Raw genomic sequence first — 26,513 nt, forward strand, 5'->3', positions numbered from 1 at the left:
CTCCTATTCTGCTGCGACCGCATTGCCTGCGGAAAAACGATTGTCTGGACGTTTGAGCCCGAGATTTTCCCGCAGCGTCGCGCCTTCATATTCGGTGCGGAACAGGCCGCGCCGGCGCAATTCCGGCACGACGAGCGCAATGAAATCGGCAAGCCCTCCGGGCATGATCGGCGCCATAATGTTGAAGCCGTCGGCCCCGTAGTTTTCGAAGCGCTCTTCCATGACATCGGCGATCTGCGTCGGCGTGCCTACAACTTGCCAATGCCCGCGCGCGCCGGCGATGCGCAGATAGAGCTGGCGAATGGTCAGGTTTTCGCGGCGGGCGAGATCCAGCACCAGTTCCTGGCGGCTCTTGCCGGCATTGGTGGTTGGCGGCTCGGGCGGCACGGGGCCGTCAAGGGGATAGGAACTCAGGTCGACGCCGGTCAATTGCGAGAGAAGGTTGAGGCCGACTTCCGGCTGGATGAGGTCCTGCAGGGCCTGGAATTTGTCCTCGGCCTCCGCCTCGCTGCGCCCGACCACGGGGAAAATGCCCGGCAGAATCTTCAGGTCGTCCGGCGTACGGCCATACTTGCCGAGGCGGCCCTTGACGTCGGCATAAAAGGCCTTTGCCTCGTCAAGGGTGATCTGCGCGGCGAAGATCGCTTCGGCGGTACGTGCGGCCAGTTCCTTGCCCGGTTCGGAGGCCCCGGCCTGCACGACGACCGGACGTCCCTGCGGCGATCGCGGAATGTTCAGCGGTCCGCGCACCTTGAAATGGCGGCCCTTGTGGTCGAGGCGGTGCAGCTTTTCCGGATCGAAATAGCGGCCGCTGTCGCGATCCCGGAGGAAAGCATCGTCCTCCCAGCTGTCCCATAGGCCGAGCACGACATCGGCGAATTCCTCCGCCCGGTCGTAGCGGTCCGCATGCAGGACCTGGGCGTCGTGGCCGAAGTTGAAGGCAGCGTCCGGATCGGAAGAGGTCACGAGATTCCAGCCGGCGCGGCCGCCGCTCAAGCGGTCGAGCGAGCCGAACTGGCGCGCAAGGTTGAAAGGATCGGAAAAGCTCGTCGAGGCCGTGGCGATCAGGCCGATATTGCGGGTGACGCTGGCAAGCGCCGACAGCAGCGTGATCGGTTCGAACGGATAGACGCCGCTATGCGCCTTCCGGCTCGCGGCATTGAGGTCCTTCAGCCGGGCGGCGACGCCATCGGCAAAGAAGATGGTGTCGAACTTGGCGGATTCGGCGAGTTTCGCGAGTTCGAGATAGTTCTCGAACTCGGTGCCAACCGACGCCTCCGGATGCCGCCAGGCCGCGACATGATGACCGGTGAAAAGCAGGAAGGCTCCAAGCTTGATCTGGTCCTTGCGTCTTGCCATGAGATGTCCTTTCAGCGGTACATGGCCGGAATGGGGAGCTCGCCGGTGAGCAGCCATGTGCCGATCGTGCGCTTCTTGTATTCGGCGGGATTGTGGAGCGTGTGGGTGCGCACATTGCGCCAGAAACGATCGAAGCCGTTGGCCGTGGTCGCCGAGCGCGCGCCCATGACCTCGAAGATCTCGCTGGAGACGGCAAGCCCGATCTCGCCAGCATAGACATTGGCCGTGGCGATATCGATGGCGGCCGCCCCGCGATCCTCATGTTTCAGGCCCGGTCCCTGATTGAAGACTTCGTCCAGGCTGCGCGCCGCCCTGTCGGCAAGCTCGGCCGCCGCCAGCGTGCGGATATAAAGGTCGCCATACTGCCGCTTGATCCAGGGATCGTCCGCGTGCCTGTCGACGCCGGAATAGATCCAGGGCCGCGACGATGTCGTCGTGTAATCCCGGCCCTCTTCCAGCGCGCCTTGCGCGCTGCCGACGAAGACGTTGAGCAGCACGCTTTGCTGCAGCAGAGACGTCAACGATGTGTAGGGGGTGAGGGGGACCGCCGGAGAGCCGATGAGTTCGTCGTCCCGAATTTCAAGATCGTGAAAGCTGACGGTGCCGCTCCCGGTCTGGCGCTGGCCGATCCCGTCCCAGTCATCCTCGATGACGATACCCTGGCGGTTGGCCGGCACGGCTGCGGAAAACCGCTCCCCTTCGGCATTTTCGAAGGAAATCTGGATGTAGTCGGCCACATGCGAACCGGAGGAAAATGGACGCCACCCGTTGACAAGCCAGCCATTGTCGACCTTCCGTCCCGACGATGTCTTTGACATCGCATTGCCGGAGTTGCCCCAGACGAGGTTGCCGGCGGCGGAAGCCCGCAGCAATCGTTCCCTCTGAACGTCCGAACCGCGAAAGAGCACGAGGTTCAGCGGCAGGTGGTGATAGCCGAAGAGATGCGCGAGCGACCCGTCGGTGCGGGCGAACTCGCGCACGACCCGCAGGATGGAGAGCCAGGAGGCGCCCCGGCCGCCATAGCGCGTGGGGATCTGTGCGGAGGGCAATCCGCTCTCTTTCAACAGGCGGATCTGGTCGATCGGCCTGCCGCCTGCCTTGTCGCGCGCCACTGCGTCCCGATGGAACGCCTGTCTGAGTTCGATGGCTTTGGCAACGAACGGATCGGATGTGTCTGAATTGAAAGACATGCCTGCTCCACGCCTATGGATTCGAGCGGCACTTGGCCGCTTCAGGCACGAAGGGTTCGGTGATAACAGGCCCAAGTCCAGCAATATCTATTTGATCCGGCAGGAAGAAATTCTTTTCGGCACAGGGATCGGGATTGCTGGGCCATGACGGTTCTCGATCATTCGATGCCTGCCGGGAAGAAACGTTCTCCGCGCGGCCAAGGCCATGGCGCGATGACAATTCGAAGCGTCGGCAGTAAATAGAATATAATTTCTATAGATTATATTATTTAATGGATAGCCTTCTTCCCGCAGCGACGACGGAGAAGACGATGACGGGCAGACGACGGCAATTGAAGCTTGGGGCTTTCCTCTATCCTACCGGCCATCACATTGCCGCGTGGCGGCACCCTTTGACGCAGGCCGATGCCGGTTCCAACTTTTCCCATTATGTCGAGCTGGCGCAAATCGCCGAAGCTGCGAAGTTTGATCTGATCTTCATGGCCGACGGCGTCGGCACGCGCGGCGCGGATACCGAGGCGTTGCATCGCACCGCCCTTCGGTATGTCGCGCAATTCGAGCCGATCACACTGCTGTCGGCACTGGCGGCAGTGACGAAGCGCATCGGTTTCGTCGCCACCGCCTCGACATCGTTCAACGAGCCCTATCACATCGCCCGCAAATTCGCCTCTCTCGATCATATCAGCGGCGGCCGGGCCGGATGGAACCTCGTGACCTCCTCCAGCGATCACGAGGCGCATAATTTCGGCAGGGACGAGCATTATGCCCATGCCGAGCGCTATGACCGCGCCGAAGAGTTTGCCGATGTGGTGCTTGGTCTCTGGGATACCTGGGAGGAGGATGCTTTCCCTCGCGACAAGCAGAGCGGCGTCTACTACGATCCGGACAAGCAGCACATCCTCAATCACAAGGGAAAGCATTTCAAGGTCCGCGGGCCGTTGAATGTGGCGCGTGCGCCCCAAGGCCACCCTGTCCTGGTGCAGGCGGGTTCCTCCGAACCGGGCAGGGAGCTTGCCGCCCGCACCGCCGAGGTCGTCTTCACGGCTCACCAGACCATCGAGGACGCCCGGACCTTCTACGCGGATCTCAAGGGTCGCCTTCAGAAATACGGCCGAAATCACGACGACCTCAAGATAATGCCCGGCATCTTCCCTGTCGTCGGCAGAACGCGCGAGGAAGCACAGCGAAAGTTCGCCGAAATCCAGGACCTCATCCATCCGGCGGTCGGCCTCTCGATGCTGAGCGGCATGTCGGGCGGCGTCGACCTGTCGCAATATCCGCTCGACGGTCCCGTTCCGGATCTGCCGGAAACCAATGGCAGCAAGAGCCGGCAGAGACTGCTGCTTGAGCTTGCGCGGCGCGAAAATCTGTCGATCCGGCAGCTCTATCTGCGGATTGCCGGCGCGCGGGGTCACTGGCAGATCGTCGGCACCCCGACCGAGATCGCCGATCGGATGGAGGAATGGTTCAAGACGGGCGCGGCCGATGGCTTCAATGTCATGCCGCCGCAGCTGCCGACCGGCCTCTATGATTTTGTCGAGCATGTGCTGCCGGAGTTGCGTCGCCGTGGCCTTTTCCGGAGCAATTACGAGGGCACGACGCTTCGCGAAAATCTCGGATTGAAGGTGCCGCAGCATCCGGCCCGACGACCCGTCGCGGCGGAGTAGCAAAGCCATGGGCAACTCCCTGCATCTGCAGATCAGCCACGTCAGCCGCCAGTTCAAGGTCAACGGCGAGATCCTGACCGCTCTCGACGATGTGAGCCTCGATATCGCCGAAGGCGAATTCGTGACCATCGTCGGCGCCAGCGGCTGCGGGAAATCGACCTTGCTGCGGCTGGGTGCCGGTCTCGACACCCCCACGTCGGGTTTCGTCGGCCATGCCGGGCGGCCGGTCACCGAACCCAGTCTCGAACGCGGCATCGTTTTTCAGGAGCCGCGGCTTTTCCCTTGGCTGACGGTCGGCCGCAACATCGCGCTCGGCCTGGAAAACTCCGGCCTGCCGAAAGCCGAGAAAAGGAAGCTCGTCGAATCCCATCTCGAACTTGTCGGGCTCTCCGGTTTTGCCGGGGCCCATCCGCACCAGCTTTCCGGGGGCATGGCGCAACGCGCCGGCATCGCAAGGGGTCTGGTCAATCGACCGAACGTTCTCTTCCTCGACGAGCCCTTCGGTGCGCTGGACGCCATCACCAAGGCCAGGTTGCAGGACGAATTGCAGACGATCTGGGCGAAGGAGCGCATCACCATGGTTCTGGTGACGCATGATGTCGAGGAGGCGGTCTATCTCGGTGACCGTGTCGTCGTCATGTCACCCCGGCCGGGCCGCATCCGCGACATCATCCCGGTGGAGTTGCCGCGCCCGCGCGCTCGAACCTCTCCGCGGCTGGTCGAAATCCGCAATCGCGTGCTCGAAAGCCTCAATGAGACCACGCCGGAGTCTCGTCCGGCACCCGTCAGGGGAGGCCACCCGGCTAAAACCCGGCCAGCCGTCCTCGCCGCAGAATAGAAAACGGAGCAATAGATGAAACTGCCAGATATTTCGCGCCTGGTCGCCGGAGCCGCCATCGCCCTGACCCTGTTTTCGGCTTCCGCCAGGGCTGAGGATTCACTCGTCATTCATGTCGGCTACGCGGCGATCGGCGTCGACAATCGCCCCTATTCCGAGGGTACGTCCGCCGCAACGGCACGGGCAGGCGAATTTCTCGAAAAGGAATTTGCCGGCGATCCGAACGTCAAGATCGAATGGACCTTCTTCAAGGGCGCCGGCCCGGCCGTGAACGAGGGCTTTGCCAATGACCAGCTCGATTTCGCCTATCAGGGCGATCTTCCCGCGCTGATAGGCCGGGCAACGGGCCTGAAGACGAAATTTCTGCTGGCGAGCGGTGCACGCAAGCCGCTCTATCTCGCCGTTGCCAAGGGCTCTGGCATCAAGACGATCGAAGACCTGAAGGGGCGCAAGATCGCGCTGCAGCGCGGCACCAACGGTCACCTGGCGGCCATCAAGGTGCTGGAGGCGCACGGGCTGACCGAGCGGGACATCCAGGTGGTCAACCTCGACAGCGCCGGCACGGTCGCGGCGCTCACCAGCAGGGACATCGACGCCGCCTTCGGCGACACGCAGCTGATCAATCTGGCTGCCAAGGACAGCGCCGACATTATCTACACGACGAAGGGTGACGATCCGCGTTTCGGCCGCAACGCGGGGATCATCGCCCGCGAGGCCTTCATCGACGCCCATCCCGAAATCACGCAGCGCGTCGTGGATGCCTTCGTCAAGGCGGCGCAATGGTCGTCGGAGGAAGCGAACCGTGCGGCGCTGTTCGAGCTGTGGCACAAGTCCGGAACGCCCGTTCCGATCCTCGAGGAGTATTTCCGCAACGATACGCTGGCCTATCGCAACTCGCCGCTGATCGATGATCTGTTGGTCTCGCAGTACAAGGAGCAGGCGGTCAAGAGCAAGGAATATGGCCTGATCCGCCGCGACGTCGATCTGAATGGCTGGTTCGAGTCGAAATACCTCGACAAGGCGCTGGAAAAGCTCGGCCTGACCAAATTCTGGCAGCCCTATGGAGCCGACGGAAAGCCGGCTGCTTCCTGAATGGGGGCGGTCGAGCGAAGGAGGCTTGCGTGAGCGCTATTGTCGAGATCGCCGGTCGTGCCGGCACAGGGCTTCCTCCTGCGAAGGCGCGGCGGCTGGCCCCGCTTGCGACGGGCCTGATCTTTCCTCTGGCTCTGCTCGGCCTCTGGTGGATTACCTCCGCCAGAGGCTGGCTGCCCGAACAGATTCTGCCGGCGCCGGCCTACGTCTATCAGACCGGCCGCGACATGATCCTGAGCGGCGAGCTTCTCTATCATACCGGGGTCAGCCTGGGCCGTGTCCTCGTCGGTTTTACGATCGGTGCCGGATTGGGACTTGTTCTTGGGATCGCCATGGGGCTTTCCGAAACGGTCGAGGATTATGTTAAGCCGCTGTTTCTCGCCTTTGCGCAGATCCCGACGCTCGGATGGATCCCGCTCTTGATGCTGCTGGTCGGCATCGAAGAGACGCTGAAGATCATCATCATCGCCAAGGGTGCCATCGTGCCGATGACGATGAATACCTTGACCGGGATTCGCGGCGTCTCCCCGAAATATATCGAGGTCGGCAGGGCGCTGCGCTTCAGTCGCTGGCAGATGCTGCGGCTGGTCGTGCTGCCGGGAGCCGTTCCCTCGATATTCACCGGCATCCGCTATGGTCTCACCCATTCCTGGACCTCGCTTGTCGGCGTCGAATTGCTCGCCTCGTCCGAAGGGCTTGGCTATCTGCTGGTCTGGGGTCGGCAGATGTTCTGGCTGGATACCGTCATCGTCGCGATGATCGCCATCGGGCTGGTCGGCCTCATCATGGACAAGGGGCTGGATCGCACCGAATTGCTGATCCAGCGCTGGAAGCGGCAGGAGCGTTGACGATGGCGAGAGCGAGCCGTTTCGTCCGTTTCCGGCGCGGCATTACCTTGCCGATCCTCCTGTTTATCGCCTGGGAGGTCTCGAGCCGGACCGGCCTGGTCGATGCACGCTTCCTGCCGCCTCTGGAAGATGTCGCCGCCACCGCCAAGCGTGAGCTGATCGACAACGATCTCATCGGCGAACTGGGCTTCAGCCTGATGCGAAACATCGCCGGCTTTCTCATCGGATGCGTATTCGGTGTCGGTTTTGCGAGCCTGCTCGCCCTGTCGCGGATTGCCGACCGGCTGATCATGCCGACGTTCAACGGCCTGAAGCAGATATCCCTCCTTGCCTGGATACCGCTGATTTCCGTCTGGTTCGGCTTTGGCGAGCAGGCGAAAATCGTCTTTGTCGCTCTCGCGGCCTTCATCCCCATCGTTCTCAACACCTATGACGGCATGCGCGAGGCTCCCGCCGAGCTTCTGGAGGTCGCAAGGGCATTGAAGTTCAACGCGCGCCAGAAGGCGTTGCGAATCTACATACCGGCGGCAATGCCGTCGATCGCGACCGGCGTGCATCTGGGCTTGATCTATGCGTGGCTTGCAACGGTCGGCGCGGAATATTTCCTGGCGGTCGGTCCCGGCGTCGGCGGCCTCGTCATTGCCGGACGCGAGCGGTTCGACATGGCGCTGGTCATGGTCGGCGTTCTTGTCCTCGGCCTCGTCGGCTTCACTCTCAATCGTCTTGCCTATGCGTTGGAGGCTCACCTGCTGCGCTGGCGGCCGAGGCAGATCATGTAAACGCGCAACAACAGCCTCGACGAAACAGCACGCGTTCCGCGGGCGTATCGGCGCCAGAAAACATCAACCAGGGACACAATTCCATGACCCACCAGACGACCATTCTACCGGATGCTTCCCAGCCCGCCGTCATTGATCGCATCGAAAGTTATTTTCCGGAGCTCGTGGCTCTTCGCCACGATCTGCATGCCCATCCGGAGATCGGGTTTGAGGAGGTGCGGACCTCGGCGATCGTTGCCGAACAGCTCGAGTCCTGGGGCATCGAAGTGCATCGCGGCATCGGCAAGACCGGCGTCGTCGGGCGCCTTGTCGGCCGTCAACCGGGCAACCGCTCGATCGGCCTGCGCGCCGACATGGACGCCTTGCCCATGCCGGAGGAAACCGGCTTGCCCTATGCGTCGGTCTATCCCGGCCGGTTCCATGGCTGCGGACACGATGTTCATACGACCATTCTGCTCGGGACTGCACGGTATCTTGCCGAAACACGGGATTTTGCCGGGACCGTCATCTTCATCTTCCAGCCGGCCGAGGAAGGGCTGGGCGGCGCCCGCGCCATGATTGCCGACGGTCTGTTCGAGCGTTTCCCCGTCGATGAGATCTACGGGCTTCACAACGCGACCCATCTGCCTCCCAACCATCTGCATGTATCCCCCGGGACCGTGCTCGCCGGGGCTGACTTCTTCGACGTGACTTTCCGTGGAAAAGGCGCGCACGGCGCTCACCCGGACGTCGCGCGCGATCCGATCCCGGCGATTACCGAATTCGTCCAGGCTTTGCAGACGATCGTCAGCCGGAACGTGCCGCCGACGGAACCTGCCGTTCTTTCGGTCACCAAGATTTCCAGCGGTTCGGCCTATAATGTCATCCCGGAGACTGCGTCGGTCGGCGGCACGATCCGCGCCTTCTCGGATGATATCAGGGAACTCATTCGCGGCCGGCTCCGGACGATTGCCCATAATATTGCGGCCGCGCACGAGCTGCAGGCCGAGATCGATCTCAGGGACATCTTCTCCGTTTTGACCAACCATCCGGAGCATGTCGATATCGTCGCCGAAATCGGGCGGGATGTTCTGGGGCCGTCGCAGGTTTCGACCTTTTCGAAGCGGGCCATGGGCAGCGAAGATTTTGCCGATTTTCTGCTGCACGCGCCCGGTGCCTTCTTCACGCTTGGCCATTCCGGCACCGTTCCGGCTCATAATCCCGGCTTTATCGTGGATGACGCTATCCTGCCCGTCGGCGCGACCCTGTTTGCCCGCCTTGTCGAAAGCCGGCTGAAGGCCGCCTGATTTCCAGCCGATCCATTCCGTAGGTTCAAACACACAAGAGGATTGCGATGCATCTCTCCAGGCGCGAAGCGCTTTTGCTCGGTACCGCACTTGCCGCAAGTGCCGTTCTGCCCACACGTTCCACCTTCGCCCAGACGGCGACGCCGAAGAAAGGCGGAACACTGACATCCATCTCCGTCGGCGAGCCGACGACGCTGGTGCCGCTGCTGGATTCGAACACGCGGACGCGGGCGATTTCCACGAAGATCCTCGAGGGCCTGGTGCGCTTCGACGAGAGTTTCAACCCGCAGCCGGTCCTTGCCGAATCCTGGTCGGTCTCTCCGGATGGCCTCCGCTACACGTTCAACCTGCGCAAGGGCGTCAAGTGGCATGATGGTCAGGATTTGACCGCGGCCGATGTTCGCTTCTCGCTGCTTGCCTTCAAGCGTGTCGGTCCGCGCGGGCGAATAACCTTTGCCAATGTCGCCGACGTCGAAACGCCGGACGCTCATACGGCAATCGTCATCCTGTCCAAACCGACACCTTTCCTGCTGCGGGCTTTGACCGGCGGGGAAACACCGATCCTCGCCGCACACACCTATCCGACGGACGATTACGCCAGCAGCCGTAACGGGACGAACCCGATCGGCACGGGTCCCTTCGTTTTCGAGGAATGGAAGCGGGGAAGCCATGTGTCGTTGAAGCGCAATCCCGACTACTGGCAGGTCGGCCTTCCTTATCTTGATGGCGTCGTGGCCCGCTTCGTCGGCGATGCTGCCGCCGCCTCGATCGCCATCGAGACAGGCGAAGCGCATCTGTCGACCGACATCTCGCTAAACGACATCGACCGGCTGAAGCAGAATCCGCAGCTTGCCGTGGACATTTTCACCGACGCCTATCTCAACAATACGCAGGTCTTCGAATTCAATCTTGAAAATCCCATACTCGCCAAGAAGGAGGTGCGGCACGCGCTGGCCCATGCCATCGACCGCGATCTCATTATCGAGACGGTCTTTCTGGGAACGGCCAAGCCCGCCGCCTCCACCATTCCGGCGATATTCTCTGCCTACAATGACGAGGCGCCGTTCCAGTATCCGTTCGATCTCGCGAAAGCGGGGCAGCTTCTCGATGCCGCGGGCCACAAGAAGGGTGACGATGGCGTGCGGTTCAGCCTCCGCCTCGCCTTCATTCCCGGCGAGACCTTCAAGAAAACGTCGGAGGTTCTTCGCTCCTCGTTCGGCAAGCTTGGCGTCAAGGTCGAGATTCTCGATGGGGATCTGGCGACCTATATCAAGCGCGTTTACTCGGAGCGCGGCTTTGACATCAACCTCAACGGCATCAGCCGGCTGTTCGACCCTACGGCCGGCGTCCAGCGGCTTTACTGGTCTGACGGTATCAAGAATATCGCGCCCTACGTGAATGCCGCCCACTACAACAATCCGGATGTCGACAATCTCTTCCGTGCCGCTGCCGTCGAGCAGGACGACGCCAAGCGCGCCGGTTATTTCAAGCAGATTCAGGCGATAGTCGGCGACGATCTGCCCAATATCGCCGTTGTCGCATTGCCGACCGTCATAGCGCGGTCGGCTGCGGCGAAAGCACTGGTGACGACGGTCGATGTGGCATCCGGCGATTTTGCGGAGAGTTGGCTCGACGTCTGAGCGATGCAATGCGTGGCCCGATCTCGATCGGGCCACGCGATGGCTGCGCATGACTATGGCGCGGTGTCTTCATCTCGCATCGGCGGAGATGTCTGTCTGACGAAACAGGGTTTTGGACCCGCAACGGCTCAGTGAGTAGCCACGGTCCAGAAATAGTAGGCAAGCGGAATGGCAAGAAGGTACATGCCGATAGACACCTGCTTTGCTTCCCCCGACAGCACCTTGACGATGACGTAGAACAGCAGTCCTCCGGCGATGCCGGTGCCGAAGCTGTTGGAGACCAGGGTCAGCAGAACCATCATCAAGGCGGAAAGGCCGTCAGAGAAATTCTCCAGATCGACCCGCTTCAGGGCACTGAACATCGACATGCCGACGAGGATCAGGGCCGGCGCGGTCGCCGCGGCCGGGATCATCAGCGCGATCGGCGTAAAGAGCAGGGTGAGCGCAAACAGGGCCGCGGTCGCAAGCGAGGCGAAACCGGTACGGCCACCGGCTTCCGCGCCGGTGGCGGACTCGACGAGGGCCGTTGCGGAGGGGATGCCGAGCAGCGGGCTGATCGTCGCGGCAATCGAGTCGACGAGGAACGGCTTTCCCAGGTCCTTCATGTTACCCTCTTCATCGACCAGACCGGCCTTCGCGCCGACGGCAAGCGTCGTGCCGAGCGTCGAGAAGAATTCTGAAGCGAAGAAGGCAAAGAGGTAGGGGAAATACTGTATTTTCAGGGCGCCGAGGAAATCGAGCTGAAGACCGGTTTCCGCAATGCCGTGCGGTGCGCCGAACAGCGTCTCCGGCACCTTGGTAATTCCAAGCGGAATGCCGAGCAGCGTGCTGCCGAGAATGGCCCACAGGATCGGTCCGGGTACTTTACGGCCGCGCAGAAACACCGCCAGGAAAATGCCGAAAATGGCGACGATTGCCTGCGAGGAGTTGATCGAACCGAGCATGAGCGCGTGGCTGCGGGCATTGACGTCGACCAGGCCGGCATTCTTGAAGCCGAGAAGCGCTATGAACAATCCGATAGCGGCCCCCAGGCCGAGCTTGATCTGCGCCGGAACCATGCGGGCGATGACCTGTCGCACGCCCAATACCGTCAATAGAACGAAGATGACGCTCGACCAGAAGGAAATGGCGAGACCGGTCTGCCAGGGGATGTGCTCCACAGCCGCCATTGTCGGACCCACCAGAACCGATCCCCCGATGCCCGGGCCGACCACGAAGGGCATGTTGGCATAGAGCGCCATGAACAGGGTTGCGCCGATGATGACCAGAATGGTTGCCGTCGTCGCGGTGGCGCGGTCGATGCCTCCTGCCGAAAGCAGGGACGGGATCACGACGAGAAGATATGCAGACGCAAGGAAGGAGGTGATGCCGGCAATGATCTCCGTCTTCGTATCGGTATTGCGTTCGCGCATGCGAAAATAGGTCTTCCACCGCGCTTCAGACGCGTCGCCCGGCTGCCCGACATTCATATTTGTGGCCATTGCATCTATCTCCTAAATCGGCAAACGCTGCCGCGCGGCGAGTGACATTAGTTTTGGCTTGCAGCCAGAAGCGGTCTGATTTCCTGGGTCGTGCCGTCGGTCAGTCCGAGATCGGTGACGTGCGGGCCGGGATTGCATGCAAGGCTGGCTCCGACGACTGCCTTGAACGTGCGAACCGGAGGCATCCAGTCGGCGATCGCATCGGCCGCCGCGCGCAACCTGGCGAAATCGTCGGCGACCTCGTGTGCCGGAGCGTCCGAAAGCAACCCGCAGACGGGCAGGGCCAGCACCGCCGTGACCTCGCCGTCGGCTGCTGTCGCCATGCCGCCGCCTGCGTCGATGACGGCGTTGGCTGCGGCGGCCATGTCTTCCGGATCGCGACCGAAGACGGTCAGGTTGTGGCTGTCATGCGATATCGTCGTCGCCAAGGCACCGCGCCAATGGCCCCAGTCTTCCAGGATGCCGATGACCGGCGAGGGGTCTTTTCTGCCGTGGCGGTGGATGACTGCCATTAAAAGCATGTTGTCGGGCAGGACGAGCTTGTCGTCCTCGACCTTGACGGTCGCTTCTCCCCATTTCGTGAAGCGGGGGCTGACGACGGTATTGACGCGCGCCTTGGCCATGCCCGGTATTTCGATGCTAAAGTCGGCCGCAGAGAGCTTTCCAAGCTTTACGGTGTCGCGGTACGCATCCGTGGAGACGCGATCGGTGGTTCCGACGAGACTGCCGTCTCTGGCAACCTCGGCTCCCGAGGCATAGACACGGTCGACCACGATCTTGTCGAGATCGGACAGGATGACGATATCGGCGCGGCGGCCGGGCGCGATCAGCCCGAGATCGTAGCGGTTCAGCCACATGGCGGCGTTGAGCGTGGCGGCCCGAATGGCGTCGACCGGGTTCATGCCATAACCGATAAGACGCCGGAGAACGGACGACATCGCTCCATCGCGCACAAGGTCGTCGGGAAAGACGTCGTCGGTGCAGATCGTCAGTGTTTGCGGCAGATGCGGCAGTGTCTTCAGCGTCTCGATCACGCCGGGCAGGACATAGTCGTGGGAGCCGCGAAGCTCGACGGTGAGGCCGGCCCGTAATTTCGCGAGCAGGTCTTCGCCTGAGGTGATCTCGTGATCCGATTGAATCCCGGCAGAGGCAAAAGCCTGCAATTCCGCGCCTTCAAGGCCGCGGGCGTGGCCGCAGACACGCTTGCCGCTGGCAAGTCCGGCTTCGACGATGCCGCGCATCGGCTCGCTTCGCTCAAGCACACCGCGCATGTTCATCACTTCGGCAACGCCGGCAATCTCCGGCCAGCTCAGCATGGTCGTCATCTCGCCAGCCCTGAATTCCGCGCCGGCGAGTTCAAGGCCGGGCGCCGAAGGCACGCAGGAGGGGGCCAGGGTCAGAAAGCGCAGCGGCAGGCTTCGGGTTTCTTCCAGCGCCCACCGAATGCCGTCGAGGCCGGCGACGTTGCCGATTTCATGCGGATCCCAGCAGACTGTTGTCGTTCCCTGGGGGACGGCGGTTTCCGCATACCGTCTCGGCGTCACCATCGAGCTTTCGACGTGCATATGCGTGTCGATAAATCCGGGAGCGATGAAGCGCCCCGTGGCATCGATCGTCTCTCTGGCATCCGTCCTGCCTGCCGGCGCATGCACGCTGGCTATCAGGGGGCCGACAAGGCCGATATCGGCCGCTCTCATCTCCGAGGTCGCGACATCGACAAGCGTTCCGCCGACGATGAGCACATCGAACGGTTCGAGGCCGCGCGCGGCCCGGACGGCACGATCGCGCAGTTCGGAGGAGTTGAGATCATGGGGTTCATTCGGCATGTAAGCCTCCCTTAGCGAGAGCCGATGGGCGCGCGGTTGATTGCCTCACAACGAGGTCTGTCGGGAAAATTCTGCTGGTGTCGGATTCGCCGACCACGAAGGAGAGCGCATGGTTTGCCACCGATTCGAGATCCTGCCGGACGGTGGTCAGAGGAGGCGAGACGATTTGCGCCCACATCAGATCGTCGAAACCGGTGAGCGATATGTCTGCCGGTATGCTGAAACCCCTGTTTTGGGCAGCAATGGCAAAGCCGACGGCGAGGGCGTCGTAGGCGGCTGCGCAGGCCGTGAAGCGATGGAGATCGAGCTCGCGGCCGAGGATGCCGCCTGCTTCGAAGGTTGCGTCGCTGTATTTCAAGGCCGGCTCGATCCCGGCCGGCCGGAAGACCTCGCACATGCCTTCGACGCGCTCGCGCGCCACCTGCGAATTCTCCGGGCCGGCGAGGACAAGAAGCCTGTCGTGACCAAGCTCGATCAGATGACGCGCGATCATGCGCCCGCCCTCGCGATGGTCGCTGGCTGCAATGTTGCCGGCGGTGACGGCGCTGTCGATGACGGCAACCGGGACTGAGACGCTCTCCGGCGCAATCGTCGTGCCGCGCGTCGGTATGACGATCAGGGCATCGACGCCGCGGGCGATCATGTTTCGGATTTCGAAATCCTGCTGTTGGGGATCGCTCTGGCTGTCGCCGATCAGGACCGCAAGACCCCGCTGCTTGGCCGCGCGCTCGATGGCCTGGGCAAAGGCAGGAAACAACGGCTGTCCGATGTTCGGGACCAGCAGCCCGACGGTATTGCTTTTGCCCGTGCGCAGGGCGCGCGCCGTATGATCCGGCACATAGCCCAGTATATCCGCTTCCCGGCGAATCTGCGCGGCCAGGGTCGACGACACCCGCCCCTTGCCGCGCAGGGCATTGGAAACGGTTGCGGTGGACACACCCAGCTTGTCTGCAATTTCACGAATGGAAGAAGGGCGTGCCTGGCTCATTAGACGATGCGCTCGGATTGGATTGATTAATCGATTAATCAAAATTGCGCACTTTTGCAAGCGGATCTTTTCGGTTCCGCAAACAAGGGCGCGGCCGTTGCGATACCGCCGGCCGCCTTGTTTACCCATCAGCGATGAGAAGAGACGGGAGCGCCATAAGCCAGCATGACAGCTATGTTGTTCAGACCAGCAGGACCGTCAGCGAGCGCACGCCCTGGGCACCGTGGATCAAAACGCCTTCGATATCGGCAGTTGCCGAAGGGCCGGTGTGGAAACTGGCATAGCGGTGATGCCTGAATTCCTCCCGCAGGTAGGCATCCTGAACGGTCGGGACGATATCGGATGGCGACAGCAGGACGATAAGATGTTGGGCGAGATAGGCGATCGCGTTGCACAGGAGCTTCTCATCCGCCAAAAGCACCGAGCCGGTCTCGGCTATGCCGAAGCTCGCGCGAACGATGGCGACATCGACATCGGCAAGATCGCGCGGGTGAGCGACGCTCGCGAGATCGCGGTTGCCGAGAAATTCCGGAACCGCCGACGCGATGACCGCCGCGCCGGGAAATTTGTCGCCGAGAACGGAGGCGATATCGGTCCGTCCGTCGCTAAGGCCGCCCATCGCCTCGAGGTTTTTCAGGAAGACGGCGACAAGATCGCCGCTCTCCGCAAGCGGAAAGTGCGGCAGTTCGGGAAGCGGGTGGTCGCCTTGCGGCCGGTTCGTACGCACCGCCGTCAGGATGGCGTCTCGTGCACTCATTCTCCCTCCTCCTTGCCGCCGTCGGTCCGTTTGAACCATTGGTGGAAGGTCTCCTTCGGCGCATCGGGCATATCACGGCCGCGTGCCGTCCAGCTGTTGAGCGGATTGGCGAGTGCGAAGTTGGGGAGCGTCCGGAGCGCCGAGTCGGCCGTCGCAATCGCGGTTCGATAGAGCTGCGGATGCGACAGGACCGTACCTGCCGCCTTCATCAGCGCCTGCTTGGTCCAGCCGATATCGTGGCTTTCGGAAAGCGCTTTGCGCCAGGCGAAGATCTGCTCGTGAATATTGATCTTGACCGGACAGACATTGCTGCAGGATCCATTCAGCGTCGATGCGAAGGGAAGTGTCGAGTAGCGCTTCCGATCGAAGGTCGGGTCGAGAATGAGGCCGATCGGTCCCGAATAGGTGGCCCCATAGGAGAGCCCGCCCGAGCGGCGATAGACCGGACAGGTGTTCATGCAGGCGCCGCAGCGGATGCATTTCAGGCTTTGCCAGAATTCCGGCTCGGCGAGCCGCGCCGAGCGGCCGTTGTCGACCAGTACGATATGCATCTCGCCGCCCTCGCGCGGGGCACGGAAATGCGACGTGTACTGCGTCATCGGCGATCCGAGGGCGGAGCGCGAAAGAAGCCGGATGAAGACGCCGAGATCGGCAATGCGCGGGATCAGCTTTTCGATGCCGATCGAGGCGATATGGAGCGGCGGCACGTTTGACGACAGGTCGGCATTTCCCTCGTTGGTGCAGACCACGAAGCTGCCGGTTTCGGCGACGGCGAAGTTGGCACCGGTCATGCCCGCATCGGCTTCAAGGATGAGGGGCCGGGTCTTCTCGCGCTGTTGCTCGGCCAGGTAATGGACATCGTCGTTGCCGGCATCCGTGCCCAGTGTTCTTGCGAACACGTCGGCGACATCGGTCCGCAGCTTATGCACGGCAGGCACGACGATATGGCTCGGCGCCTCGTCGTCGAGCTGCTGGATGCGCTCGCCCAGATCGGTTTCGATCACTTCGATGCCGACCCCCGCCATATAGTGCCGGAACCCGGTTTCCTCGGTGAGCATCGATTTCGACTTTATGAGCCGCTTGGCGCCGTGATCGGAGAGAATGCCATGGACGATGCGGTTATGCTCGGCGCCATCCTGGGCCCAATGGACATGGACGCCATTGGCCAGCGCCTGGGCTTCGAATTGCTCAAGATAGTCGCCGAGATGAGAAAGCGTGTGCTGCTTGATGGAAGAGGCGAGGTCGCGAAGCTCCTCCCATTCCGGGATGGCACTCATCTGCCTGTCGCGCTTCTGGCGTAGATCCCACAGCCGCTCGTCATGCATCTTCTCATGCCGCTCGGCGTTGATGAAGCGCTGCGCTGCTTCGTCATGGTCGACAGGATGCCGGTGGCTCGGTCTGGCGCCGCGCGGCTGTATTTCCGGCGGCGCTCGCAGCGGTCGGGAGGAGGCTTCTCCATGATTCAGCCGGCTGCCGTCCGGCCCTCTTGCACCATCATCCTCATTGGCGTGCAGTTCCTCGTGAAGAAGTGCCGGAAGTCCATCCTTCCCGCGGCGGGATTCGATCGGCGTGCTCATACCGGGTCTCCGTTCAGCACCTGAGCGATATGACGGAACTTCAGCGGCAGGCCGAGCCGTCCGGCGCAGCCCTTCTGATGCAGCATGCACGAGCTGTCGGCCGAGACCACGTATTCGGCGCCGGCCGCCGTATGGTCGCGGACCTTGTCCTGCCCCATCTTCACCGAGACCGCGGGTTCGAACACGCTGAACGTGCCGCCGAAACCGCAGCATTCGTCCGGACGGGCCTTTTCGACGAGTTCGACGCCTTTGACGAGCCGCAGCAGATCGAGCGGTTTGGAATAATGCACGGTGTCCCGACGCTCCGACATGCTGGCGTGGAAGATGCCCCGAAGCGCATTGCAATTGTTGTGATAGCTCACCTTGTGCGGGAACTCGGCCCAGGGGAGGGCATCGACCTTGAGGATATCGTGCAGGAACTCCACGAGGTCATAGGTCCGCTCGCGCACCTGACGCGTTTCCTCGGTCTGCTCCGCGGCGGTCATATGACATCGTATCTGATGGGTGCAACTGCCTGAGGGCACGACGATATAATCGTAGCCGGCGAAATTGCGCACGAACAGTTCCTCGGTTGCCTTCGCTTCGGCATGACAGCCGGAATTGACCATGGGCTGACCGCAGCAGGTCTGGTCGAACGGGTATTCCGGATCGATGCCGAAACGTCGCAAAAGCCTGAGCGTGGCGATGCCGACCTCGGGTTCGAAAGCATCCATGTAGCAAGGGACGAAAAGAGCGACACGCATGACAAACACCTCAATGCAGGAGGTTGACCGTTGCGAGCTCGACCACCTCGTCGCCACGCCCGGAGAGGATGGCGCGCAGCATGTAGAGGCTGAAGCCCTTCGCTTGCGCCGCCTGGATGCGCGGCGGCACGGAAAGCTCGTGCCGTGCCGTCACGACGTCGACAAGCGCCGGTCCGTCATGGGCGAGCGCCTCGATGAGGGCCGGCTCCAGCGCCTCTGAATCCTCCACCCGAATGCCCTTCAATCCGATCGCCTCCGCAACCTCCGCGAAGTTTGGATTTTGAAGTTCAACGTTCGTGCCGGGATGACCGGATGCCTTCATCTCCATCTCGACGAAGCCGAGCGTGCCATTGTTGATGACGACGATCTTGACCGGCAGCTTCAGCTGAATGGTCGTCAGAAGCTCTCCCATCAACATGGCAAGGCCGCCGTCGCCCGATAGCGATATGACCTGCCGCCCGGGGAACGCAGCCTGCGCGCCGAGGGATTGCGGCATGGCATTGGCCATCGAGCCGTGATTGAAGGAGCCGAGCAGACGCCTGCGGCCGTTCATGTGAAGATAGCGTGCCGCCCAGATCACCGGCGTTCCGACATCGGCCGTGAAGATCGCGTCATCCGCCGCGACCTTGTCCAGCACGGCCGCGACATATTGCGGATGCAGCGGCTCACCGGCCGGGCGAGGCTTGGCAAGCTCATCCAATCCCTTGCGAGCGGATGCGTAATGCCGGACCGCATTGTCCAGGAACGAACGGTCGCGCCCTTCCTCGATCGTCGGGATCAGTGCCGTCGCGAAGACCCCGGCGTCGGCGACGACGGCAAGATCGAGCGGCGTGCGCCGGCCCAGCGCCGCCGGATCGACATCCACCTGGATGATCTTGGCGTGCTCCGGATAGAAATCACGATAGGGGAAATCCGTCCCGAGCATGAGCAGCGCGTCGCATTCCTTCAACGCATGATAGCCCGACGAAAAGCCGATCAGCCCCGTCATCCCCACATCGAACGGATTGTCCCATTCGACATGCTCCTTTCCACGGAAGGCATGGACGACCGGTGCGGCCAGTCGGTCGGCCAGCGCGACGACGGCATCGTGCGCGCCGGCGCAGCCAGAACCTGCAAGGATGGCGACGCGACCCGCGCTGGAAAGGATCGCCGCTGCTTTTTCGATATCTCCCGGCACGGGCGCCGGAGCGGCGGCCGAGGGCGGCGCAAAGGCCGGCACATTGCCGGGCACCTCGAGCAGGGACACGTCCCCGGGCAACACGATGACGGCGACGCCTTTTTTGCCGATCGCCGTGCGCATGGCGCGGTGCAGAAGCTCCGGCATCTGCCGCGGGTTGGTCACCATCTCACAGAAATGGCTGCATTCGCGAAACAGCTCCGTCGGATGGGTTTCCTGGAAATAGCCAAGGCCAATTTCGCTGGAGGGGATATGGCTGGCGATGGCAAGCACGGGGACGTGGTTGCGATGGCAGTCGAACAGCCCGTTGATCAGATGAAGATTGCCAGGACCGCAGCTCCCCGCGCAGACGCCGAGCTGTCCCGTCACGGCGGCGTCCGCTCCGGCAGCGAAGGCGCCCGCTTCCTCATGGCGGACATGCATGAAGGCGATGCGGCCGTCCTTTGCAAGCTGCCAGTTGACGGCGTTCAGGCTGTCGCCCGTCACGCCCCAAATTCGTTCAACGCCGGCATCGGCGAGGGTCTGCACCAGAAGTTCTGCGATTGTCTTTGGCATGGCGTCACCGTTCAATAGATCTGTATCGATTTTTGAAATTCACCTTGAGCCTGGCCAGGTGAGCCACCCGGCACGGCGATGGCAAAACAGTCTACGCGTCGTCGCACAGCATTCTGTGCTTCGACCAACGTGTCACAAAATTAGCTCGGCGTCATGTTCAGGCCCGATCTTTTCGAGTTCTGTTGCCGAGGGTCACCACGGCAGAAAGGCGGAATGGATGGCGCCTCCGCGAAAATGCGATGCCGGCGTGCAGCATTGCTGAACCCCGACATGGCTCGGCAACCTCAAGACCATCCTTCAAGCACGATTTTGCCGCGCGCCGTTCCGGCTTCGACACGCGCATGAGCCTCGCGCAGTGTCGCAGCCGAGATGGGCGACAATCGCTCCGTCATGGTGCTGACCACCCTGCCGGCATCCACCAGCGCCGCCACTTCGTTCAGCAGGCGGTGCTGTTCGATCATGTCGGCGGTCTGATACATGGCTCGGCCGAACATGAATTCCCAATGGACGGACAGCATTTTCGACTTGAGTTCGACGATATCGAGCATGTCCGGATCATCGATGCAGGCAATGCGCCCCTGTGGACCGATGAGCCTTCCGATCTCCGGAAGATGCTCCTTCGTATGGGTGGTCGAAAAGACAAACCCCGGCGCCCCGACGCCGAGGGCCGCATAAGCCTTGTCGAGCGGCTGGCGATAGTCGATGACATGGTGGGCGCCGAGCGAGCGGGCGCGTGCCTCCCCTTCCGGAAGCGAGGCGGTCGTGACGATGGTCAACTCGGTCATGGCCTTGGCCAACTGGATCGCGATCGAGCCGACGCCGCCGCTGCCGACGATAAGGATGGCATTGGCGCCGGGGACCGGTCTGTGAACGTCCAGCCGATCGAAGAGAGCCTCCCAGGCCGTGGTGGATGTGAGGGGCAGTGCTGCTGCGGCGGCCCAATCGAGCGACGCCGGCTTTCGGCCGACAAGGCGTTCGTCGACCGCGTGCAGCTCGGCGTTGGTGCCCGGCCGGGTAATGTCTCCGGCGTAGAACACCGCGTCGCCGGGCTTGAAGAGAGTTGCCTCCGGTCCGACGGCCTCAACGATGCCCGCGGCGTCGTAGCCGAGGATCTTGGCACCCCCATCCTTCGGCTCCACGCCCATGCGGACTTTCGTATCGACCGGATTGACCGATATCGCATGGACGCGCACGAGGAGATCGTGCGGTTGCAAAGAAGGGGGCGGTATTGTCAGGTCGACGAGAGAATCCGAGTTCCGGATCGGTCCAGCGCGATAGTAACCGACGGCCTTCATGCGGTTCTCCTGCAAAAAGCGATGGTGATCTGCGTCCGTTGCCGGCAATCATCGATCAGTTTCGGATGACTGCAGCTGGAACGGCCGTGCTCGGAAAGTCCCAAGCCGGTCAGTAGCTTTTTGCGGCATGCCGTTGATAGCAGCGTCTTGCGATTTATTGTTTCTGCTTGCTCCGGCGATCCGTGCGACGGGAAGGGGGATTCCGGGCAGGTTTGCGTCCGTGCCAACAGACGGACAGCGGCCGACGCTGCGCGTCTTTACTGTGACGGCAGGCAATCACCCTGAATCTGTCGTGATGTGGTTATCGCCGAACCACATGAGCGGCGAGGCCGCTCCGGTCAGCGATGGCAGGCTGGTAAGCCCACCTGGCGGCGTAGCGGCAAGCTCCGGCGCCGTCCGGGTACGACTATAGGGTTGGGATGCCGCATCGCGACCCCTTCGAGACTACCGGCCAAAATGGGCGCAACGTCGCCGTCTTCCGGATTATTGTGCCGCCGTCTTCTTGGGGGCGCTTGCCTGCAGATCCGCTTCGTCGGCCAGAATGGCGGCTGCCTCGTTCAGCAGCACGTCTTTCGCATTCTTGCGCGCTTTCTCCAGGGCGATATCGGCGCTCAGGCTACGCTCGTTGGCCTGAAGACCGTCGTCTTCACCGGTGTCGACGCCATCGTTGATCTGGTTTCGCGATTTGAGGCGATCGGCCTGCTCCGCCAGTTCCTTGCGGCGCTCCGCTTCGTTGAGCGAAATGGCCTTCTTCTCGCGCTGCTCCTTCAGGACCGCAATGTCTTCCACAAAGCGTTGGAAATCCGGATCCTTTTGCACACGAGCGTCGTGACGGCTCTGCAACTGCGGCAGCAATGCCTTTATGTCGCCGGCAGGCTCATAATTGGCAGGCTTCACCTGTGTCCACGGCAAGGCGTTGTCATAGCTCGATTCTCCGAAAGTCGCGAGATCGGAAAGGCCCGGCAGGCTGATATCCGGGGTCACGCCGCGCAACTGCGTCGTGCCGCCGTCGACACGGAAGAACTGGGCGACCGTCAACTTCAGCTCGCCGAATTTCGGCTTGAGATTGTGAGCCACCTGATCAAGGTTGACGACGGTCTGCACCGTGCCCTTGCCGAAGCTGGGTTCTCCGACGATCACGCCTCGGCCATAGTCCTGTATGGCAGCTGCGAAAATTTCGGAAGCCGACGCCGAGCCGCGGTTGATGAGCACGCCGACGGGGCCGGTCCAGGCCGGTGCGGAGAGATCGTCGCTCTCCACCTCCACGGCACCACCTGCATCGCGCTGCTGCACCACCGGGCCCTTGCCGACAAACAGGCCCGTCAGATCGATCGCTTCGGACAGCGATCCGCCGCCATTGTTGCGCAGGTCGATCAACACGCCGTCGACCTTGTCCTGCTTCAGTTCGCCGAGGAGCTTGGCGACGTCGCGGCTGGCGCTGCGGTAATCCTTGTCGCCTTTTCGCCGCGCGTCGAAATCCTCATAGAAAGCCGGCAGGGTAATCACCCCGATCTTGCGCGTGGCGTCGCCATCCTTCACCGAAAGGACCGTCTTCTTGGCAGCCTGCTTCTCCAGGCTGATCTTGTCGCGCACCAGGCTGATGAGGCTATGCTTGCCATCCGGCCCCGCATCCGCCGGCAAGATGTCCAGCCGCACCACCGACCCCTTCGCGCCGCGGATCATCTGCACGATTTCGTCGAGGCGCGTCCCCACGACTTCCTTGATCGGGCCGCTCTCGCCCTGACCGACGCCGATGATGCGGTCGCCGACGGCAAGCTTGCCAGACAGCTGCGCCGGGCCGCCGGCCACGAGCTCGCGGATCGTCGTGTAGTCGTCTCTCTCCTGCAGCACCGCGCCGATGCCAACCAGCGAGAGCTTCATCGAGATATCGAATTCAGCCGAGGCGGTGGCGCCGAAATAATCGGAATGCGGATCGACCGACGTTGTGTAGGCGTCCATGAACGACTGGAACACATCGTCGCTCTTGTACTTGTAGGCGCGCTCGAGCGAGTTTTGATAACGCTTGTCGAGCGTATCGCGAATGGAGGCATCGTCCTTGCCCGCCAGCTTCAGGCGCAGCCAGTCGTTCTTGACGCGCTTGCGCCACAGATCGTTGCTTTCCGCTACAGACTGGGGCCAGGGGCCCTTGTCGCGCACCAGCGGATAGTCCTCCTGGACGCTGAAGTCGAACTTCTGCTTGAGCAGGCTGCGCGCGTAGCTCATGCGATCGACGACACGCTGCTCATAAAGGTTGAAAATAGCAAACGGGATATTCAGGTCTTCCTGCTCGATGGCGTCATCGATCTTGGTGCTGCCGGCCATGAACTTGTCGATATCGGCCTGCAGGAAGAGGACACGGTCCGGATCCAGAGACTTGATGAACCGATCCATGATCTTCACCGAAAGGGCATCGTCCAGGGGAACCGGCTTGTAGTGAAAGCGCGTCAGAAATTGCGATGTCAGATGAGCAGCTTGCGCCTGCTGCGGTAGCGGTGTCAAAACTGGCGGTGAGCCGGCGTCCAGAGCATATGCCGAGGGAGCAATTGCCAGGAACATCCAGAGGAAACCATATTTCATACGCATCAAGCTCTGACCCGATTCTCAACGTTAACTGTTCAATCTATAATCTAGGTGGAACAATTATGGTTTTTTGGCAACCAGACAGATGCATTCCTTGAGGAAAGATTTCCGGAAGGGGCAGCGTTGGCCGGGCGCGGAGCGATGGCTTCGATGCACCGGTGCTCGGCATCGAAGCCAAAAAACATCATAGAAATCACCCGCATCGTCCCGTCGCGCAAGCGCGGGGCCGGATCGGTGCGGCTGCAAGATCGTTTGCTCCTGCAGCCGGGATGGCGGCCTTCAAAAAGACGCTACCGAGCGACTTTTGCCACTCGGCAGGTCCCGATCCTGCGTATGACGGGAAGCGCCGATCGGCGGCATCAATCCGGCGCCACGATCAGCGTCTCATCGATTTCGACGTTCTCTTCCGGACGGCCGCGCTGGCGGACCAGGCGCACAAGCGTGGCCAGCAGCAGGATGGCCATCAGCCCGAGTTCGACGGTAATGGCCGTGACCCCAGCCGCAAGATAGAGGCCCGAATATTGCAGGACCTGGGCGAACACGGCACCCAGGATCGCCGGTCCGAGGCCCAGTGAAACCTGCTGCATGGTCGCGAGCATGGCGCTGCCTGCGCCGGCATGTTCGTGCGGCACGTCCGCAAGCCCCAAGCGGTAGAAGCAGTTGACGATCAGCGCCTGGCCGAACCCGATCAGGATGGTGGACGGGATGAGGTTGATGACGCCCGGCTGCGGCCAGACCATCTTCAGCGTCACGATGAGCAGCACGAGCCCGGTCATCTGGATCAGGCAGCCCGTCACCAGCATGGCCTCGCGGCGGATGCCGGCAAGCCGGCGCGTGGCGAAGACGGCGGAGACGAAATAGGAGCCGCCGAGCGCGATCAGGGCATTGCCCGATTGCAGCGGCGTCAGGCCGGCGCCGGCCTGCAGCGTCAGGGCCAGGATGAACATGAAGCCGCTCCAGCAGGTGAAGAAGATGATCGCGATCAGCCCGCCGAAACGCATGCTGGAAATGCGGGTCAGCGAGGGCGGCAGGATCGGGAAGGCGCCGCGCGCCTCCTTTGCCCGCTGGATGCGCCAGAGGAGCGCCATCAGCGGCAGGATCGGCACGAAGCCGAGAAGGCACAGCCAGTTCCAATGCAGGGACGGGCCAAGCGCCGTCGGGAGCAGCACTGAAAGCGTCAGGAGCGCCAGCGTCACCATGCCGGACCAGTCAACCGGGACTTTGCCGTGGCCACGCGTCTCGGGAACGTAGCGCCACATGCTCAAGAGAATCAGGATGCAGATCGGCAGGTTGATGAGGAAGATGCTGCGCCAGCCGGAGCCGGCGATATCGGCGGAGATCAGGAAGCCGCCGAGAACCTGGCCGACAATGAAGGCAATGCCGCCGATCGCGCCATAGAGCGCAACGGCACGCGCATGGTCGCGTCCGGTCAGGCTGACATGGATGGTCGCCAGCACCTGCGGCACCATCAATGCCGCCGCGATTCCCTGCAATGCGCGGGCAACGATGAGGAAGGTGACGGAAGTGGCCACCCCGCACAGCAGAGACGCAAGGCAAAACATCAGGACCGCCAGGCCGAACATGCGCCTCCGGCCGAAATTGTCGCCGAGACGCGCGCCCATTGCCAGGCAGACGGCAAAGGCGACGCCATAGGCGGCAACGAAGAGTTCGAGTTCCGTCTCGCCGGCGTGCAGCGAGGTGGAGATGGCGGCAAGGCCGACATTGATGATGGAAAAATCGAGCTGCAGCAGCAATTGCCCGGCAAGCAGAATCATCAGGCCGACTTGGCCGAGCCGGATTGGTGCGGATGACATGGGGACCTCAGAGCATTTCCGAAATAAGTTTCACACTCTTCTACACCCATGATAAACTGGTACAAGACATCTATTTAGACTGGTATAAAAAGTGATAGGCTGGAGAGAGGACATGCACGGCACGCCCGATATCGTCACCAACCACTCGCCATCGCGGGCGCAGGAACTCGGCGAGATGTTGCGCCGACGGCGGGAAACGCTGGATCCCAAGCGACTCGGCCTTGGCCGCGCTGGTCGGGTTCGTACACCGGGATTGCGACGGGAAGAAGTGGCGGCGCGTGCCGATATCGGCATCACCTGGTACACGAAGCTTGAACAGGGCCGGCCGATCCGCGTCTCGCCGCGCGTCCTTCTCTCCGTCGCCCAGGTTCTCGAATTCAATGAGGTCGAGACGGAACACCTGTTCAAGCTGGCCAGCCTGCCGGCCCCGCTGCGACCTGAGAATTCGCGCGTCTGCGAGCCGCTCACCGCGGCAAGCCAGCAAATTCTCGACCAGCTCTGTCCCTATCCCGCCCTGATCCAGACGAAGCGCTACAACATACGCGGCTTCAACGAAGCCTACCGCCGCCTGGTCGGCGTCGATCTACATGCGGTTCCGCCCGAGGACCGGAACTGTATCTACCTGTCTCTCGTCAACCCCGCCTGGCGCGCAAGCCAGGCCGATCCCGACGAGATGCTGGCAAACATGGCCGCCTTGTTCCGTGCCTCTATGGCCGAGCATCTCGACGATCCGGCCTGGGAGCGGCAGCTCGAGCGCTACATGAGCGCCTCGGACCAGTTCCGCATCGTCTGGGATCGCTACCAGCTCAAAGGCATAGAGAATATCGTGAAGCGGTTCCGTCTGGCGGACGGCACGATCCTTGCTCTGCAATCCAACAACTGGTGGGCAAGCCCCAGCAACGACGACCGGATGATCGTCTACACGCCGACCGACGAAGCCGGCGCGGAGCGTCTGAAGGCCATGATGAAACGCCAGCGGATCTGTTGAAAGGCCGAGACGGCTCGGCCTCCTCGGTAAAGC

Annotated in this window: 20 protein-coding genes; 8 read left to right on the forward strand and 12 right to left on the reverse strand. The window is 62.2% G+C overall.

What is annotated here, in order from left to right:
• Positions 1-3: 3 nt before the first annotated feature.
• The gene (locus ACQZ6J_RS21885) at positions 4-1,359 is read right to left on the reverse strand and encodes an LLM class flavin-dependent oxidoreductase (protein ID WP_449085606.1); all 1,356 of its coding nucleotides are present in this window, start codon (positions 1,357-1,359) and stop codon (positions 4-6) included.
• A gap of 11 nt (positions 1,360-1,370) precedes the next feature.
• Entirely contained in the window at positions 1,371-2,549 is a 1,179-nt protein-coding gene (locus ACQZ6J_RS21890; protein WP_449085607.1) for an acyl-CoA dehydrogenase family protein, read from the reverse strand.
• A 311-nt stretch (positions 2,550-2,860) separates the two neighbouring features.
• Here ACQZ6J_RS21890 and ACQZ6J_RS21895 point away from each other — a divergent pair, with 311 nt between their 5' ends.
• The 7 genes from ACQZ6J_RS21895 to ACQZ6J_RS21925 all read left to right on the forward strand — a co-directional run bounded on the left by ACQZ6J_RS21895 (position 2,861) and on the right by ACQZ6J_RS21925 (position 10,699).
• Positions 2,861-4,216, forward strand: coding sequence for an LLM class flavin-dependent oxidoreductase (locus tag ACQZ6J_RS21895; RefSeq protein ID WP_449085608.1), 1,356 nt, complete (start codon positions 2,861-2,863; stop codon positions 4,214-4,216).
• A 7-nt stretch (positions 4,217-4,223) separates the two neighbouring features.
• Entirely contained in the window at positions 4,224-5,054 is an 831-nt protein-coding gene (locus ACQZ6J_RS21900) for an ABC transporter ATP-binding protein (RefSeq protein ID WP_449085609.1), read from the forward strand.
• A 15-nt stretch (positions 5,055-5,069) separates the two neighbouring features.
• The gene (locus ACQZ6J_RS21905) at positions 5,070-6,146 is read left to right on the forward strand and encodes an ABC transporter substrate-binding protein (protein WP_163989474.1); all 1,077 of its coding nucleotides are present in this window, start codon (positions 5,070-5,072) and stop codon (positions 6,144-6,146) included.
• Positions 6,147-6,175: 29 nt separating this feature from the next.
• Complete coding sequence (locus ACQZ6J_RS21910; RefSeq protein ID WP_449085610.1) at positions 6,176-6,994, forward strand: ABC transporter permease; 819 nt, start codon at positions 6,176-6,178, stop codon at positions 6,992-6,994.
• Between the two features lie 2 nt (positions 6,995-6,996).
• Positions 6,997-7,773: an ABC transporter permease gene (locus ACQZ6J_RS21915; RefSeq protein ID WP_449085611.1), complete on the forward strand. Its 777-nt coding sequence runs from the start codon at positions 6,997-6,999 to the stop codon at positions 7,771-7,773.
• An 83-nt stretch (positions 7,774-7,856) separates the two neighbouring features.
• Positions 7,857-9,059, forward strand: a complete 1,203-nt coding sequence (locus ACQZ6J_RS21920) for a M20 aminoacylase family protein (protein WP_449085612.1) — start codon at positions 7,857-7,859, stop codon at positions 9,057-9,059.
• A 47-nt stretch (positions 9,060-9,106) separates the two neighbouring features.
• The gene (locus ACQZ6J_RS21925) at positions 9,107-10,699 is read left to right on the forward strand and encodes an ABC transporter substrate-binding protein (protein WP_449085613.1); all 1,593 of its coding nucleotides are present in this window, start codon (positions 9,107-9,109) and stop codon (positions 10,697-10,699) included.
• A gap of 128 nt (positions 10,700-10,827) precedes the next feature.
• Here ACQZ6J_RS21925 and ACQZ6J_RS21930 read toward each other — a convergent pair whose 3' ends face one another.
• From ACQZ6J_RS21930 to ACQZ6J_RS21975, 10 genes are all read right to left on the reverse strand, one after another.
• Entirely contained in the window at positions 10,828-12,180 is a 1,353-nt protein-coding gene (locus ACQZ6J_RS21930; protein ID WP_449085614.1) for an NCS2 family permease, read from the reverse strand.
• Between the two features lie 47 nt (positions 12,181-12,227).
• Positions 12,228-14,006 carry an adenine deaminase gene (locus ACQZ6J_RS21935; RefSeq protein ID WP_449085615.1) on the reverse strand — a complete coding sequence of 593 codons (1,779 nt, stop codon included), beginning with the start codon at positions 14,004-14,006 and terminating at the stop codon, positions 12,228-12,230.
• Positions 13,996-14,994, reverse strand: a complete 999-nt coding sequence (locus ACQZ6J_RS21940; protein ID WP_449085616.1) for a LacI family DNA-binding transcriptional regulator — start codon at positions 14,992-14,994, stop codon at positions 13,996-13,998. Before ACQZ6J_RS21940 ends, ACQZ6J_RS21935 begins: the two co-directional genes overlap by 11 nt.
• A 181-nt stretch (positions 14,995-15,175) precedes the next feature.
• Positions 15,176-15,751 (reverse strand): LutC/YkgG family protein, encoded by a 576-nt coding sequence (locus ACQZ6J_RS21945; RefSeq protein WP_449085617.1) that lies wholly within the window; start codon positions 15,749-15,751, stop codon positions 15,176-15,178.
• Positions 15,748-17,328, reverse strand: a complete 1,581-nt coding sequence (locus ACQZ6J_RS21950) for a lactate utilization protein B (protein ID WP_449085618.1) — start codon at positions 17,326-17,328, stop codon at positions 15,748-15,750. The genes ACQZ6J_RS21945 and ACQZ6J_RS21950 overlap by 4 nt, the downstream gene beginning before the upstream one ends.
• On the reverse strand, positions 17,325-18,071 hold the full coding sequence (locus tag ACQZ6J_RS21955) for a (Fe-S)-binding protein (RefSeq protein ID WP_163989456.1): 747 nt from the start codon (positions 18,069-18,071) through the stop codon (positions 17,325-17,327). The genes ACQZ6J_RS21950 and ACQZ6J_RS21955 overlap by 4 nt, the downstream gene beginning before the upstream one ends.
• A 10-nt stretch (positions 18,072-18,081) precedes the next feature.
• The gene (poxB, locus tag ACQZ6J_RS21960; protein WP_163989454.1) at positions 18,082-19,803 is read right to left on the reverse strand and encodes a ubiquinone-dependent pyruvate dehydrogenase; all 1,722 of its coding nucleotides are present in this window, start codon (positions 19,801-19,803) and stop codon (positions 18,082-18,084) included.
• Positions 19,804-20,087: 284 nt separating this feature from the next.
• Positions 20,088-21,098: a zinc-binding alcohol dehydrogenase family protein gene (locus ACQZ6J_RS21965; RefSeq protein WP_449085619.1), complete on the reverse strand. Its 1,011-nt coding sequence runs from the start codon at positions 21,096-21,098 to the stop codon at positions 20,088-20,090.
• A gap of 483 nt (positions 21,099-21,581) precedes the next feature.
• Positions 21,582-23,681: a carboxy terminal-processing peptidase gene (locus ACQZ6J_RS21970; RefSeq protein WP_163989451.1), complete on the reverse strand. Its 2,100-nt coding sequence runs from the start codon at positions 23,679-23,681 to the stop codon at positions 21,582-21,584.
• Between the two features lie 356 nt (positions 23,682-24,037).
• Positions 24,038-25,492: an MFS transporter gene (locus ACQZ6J_RS21975; protein ID WP_163989449.1), complete on the reverse strand. Its 1,455-nt coding sequence runs from the start codon at positions 25,490-25,492 to the stop codon at positions 24,038-24,040.
• 112 nt (positions 25,493-25,604) lie between these two features.
• Between ACQZ6J_RS21975 and ACQZ6J_RS21980 the strand changes: the two genes are divergently transcribed.
• On the forward strand, positions 25,605-26,480 hold the full coding sequence (locus ACQZ6J_RS21980) for a helix-turn-helix transcriptional regulator (RefSeq protein WP_163989447.1): 876 nt from the start codon (positions 25,605-25,607) through the stop codon (positions 26,478-26,480).
• Positions 26,481-26,513 lie beyond the last annotated feature (33 nt).

The organism is Rhizobium sp. A37_96, assembly GCF_053521765.1.